The sequence below is a fragment of the Roseovarius sp. D22-M7 genome (genome assembly GCF_037083785.1).
Taxonomy (GTDB): domain Bacteria; phylum Pseudomonadota; class Alphaproteobacteria; order Rhodobacterales; family Rhodobacteraceae; genus Roseovarius.
On sequence record NZ_JBAPKY010000162.1, the window covers coordinates 1 to 1,446 of the forward strand.

General features: G+C 54.8%; 3 protein-coding genes. All 3 read right to left on the bottom strand.

From position 1 onward, the window contains the following. Window positions 1–235: 235 nt before the first annotated feature. Window positions 236–610 carry a hypothetical protein gene (locus V8324_RS21835; protein WP_336421987.1) on the bottom strand — a complete coding sequence of 125 codons (375 nt, stop codon included), beginning with the start codon at window positions 608–610 and terminating at the stop codon, window positions 236–238. A 163-nt stretch (window positions 611–773) separates the two neighbouring features. Beyond that, complete coding sequence (locus V8324_RS21840; protein ID WP_336421988.1) at window positions 774–1,148, bottom strand: hypothetical protein; 375 nt, start codon at window positions 1,146–1,148, stop codon at window positions 774–776. Window positions 1,149–1,239: 91 nt separating this feature from the next. Then, a partial coding sequence (locus V8324_RS21845; protein ID WP_336421989.1) for a transposase occupies window positions 1,240–1,446 on the bottom strand: 207 nt, incomplete at its 5' end.

The window sequence follows — 1,446 nt, forward strand, 5'->3', positions numbered from 1 at the left end:
TATTTGGTGGCCGCTCGCCTGTGGGCTTTGCCACCTCCGGGGTGGGTCATTTTTGGATGATCACACCGGGTCAGTTTTGAATGCACATTGACAGCAGAAGGGGCGGAACGGAAGGTGTGCCTACTGCAGTACCTCGAGGACGATTTGTTCGCGGGATAACATCAGTTCAGCCCACGACATTACCGCGTTCGAAAGCGTCGATCTTCTCGGGCCGGGAGTGTGATCTAGAAATCTATCAAAGACCTTCGCATTGCGTTCTAGACGCTAATTCTCCTAGAGCCGCGGACGAGCCTGATAGATCGAAGCGCGACATTATTTTGCCTCCAAGCAAGACATCGACGCTCGATCCGGCACGCAATGCTGAAGTGATCGCGATCATTTGACTAACAGGCCATGGTTCGCCACCCAACATGAAATCCTGATAGCATCCGGGAGTGCCGCAGGTCGCCGGCATCTGTAAGGGTTGGCCGCCATCGACCTGGAAATAGATGACCGCGCCGTCGTCAACAAATTTCAAATCGGCTGGACGCGTGTCCGGGGTGAGGGAAATGGCGATAGTTCCGCCGTTGCCACATCCGACGTCCAACCGGTGACCCTGTGCATTTTGCACAAAAGCGCTTCCATTGTCGTCACTGGCTTCCGGTGACCTAAAAACCCACTCAGCATGTGCACTTGTTGACATAATACAGAGCATCAAATTTCCGCAGAATAGCCTAAACATCAAGCACTCCCAATTTTTGGTTTCGTGAAGTCGTGTTCTTTCTACTTATTGATCATTCTGGACGAGCGACCCTCTGCTCGGAGACTTCGTCTTTGAGTTCATTTGGTAGAGCCTCCCAGACAAGATCATAGAGTTCGCGACCGCGGACATGATCGTCTGCTCGCCAGATGCGTGCGGATGCCAGGGGCGATCCGAACGACATGTCCGATCCGGGAGGATCAAAGAGGCGCTGGTCGAAGGGCACGTAATCCTCGAATTCAGGCTGGAGCATATTGCCCGCCAAATCTTGAACCTGAAGGGTCTTCCCGGCACCTGCCTCGTCAGTCCAGAAACCCAAGGCTGTACCGTCGCGCAAGAAACGAGGCGTGTCCGGTGACCTTATCTCCGATAGCTTGGCACCCGATGAGTCGTAAACCGTCCAAACCATATCTTCAGTCAGCGTCCTTATTGCTGAACTATGGATCGATACTTCAGAAATAAGGCTACTTCGCGAATTGTGTGGGTTGGCGGGTTGCGGTTCAGGTAACTACCACACGAGATGTTGTGTCGTAGGGTGATGCGGGGAGGTGCGTGAGCCGGCCGGCGACGAGGTAGGCCATGTTGATGAAGTTCCGTGTCGTGCGATAGCCGCGGGCGCGGGCCTTGGCCGCCTGGATCAGGCCGTTGATGGCTTCGACACCGCCATTGGTCAGCCGGCTGTCAAACCCGTTCAGGATCCCGTCCCA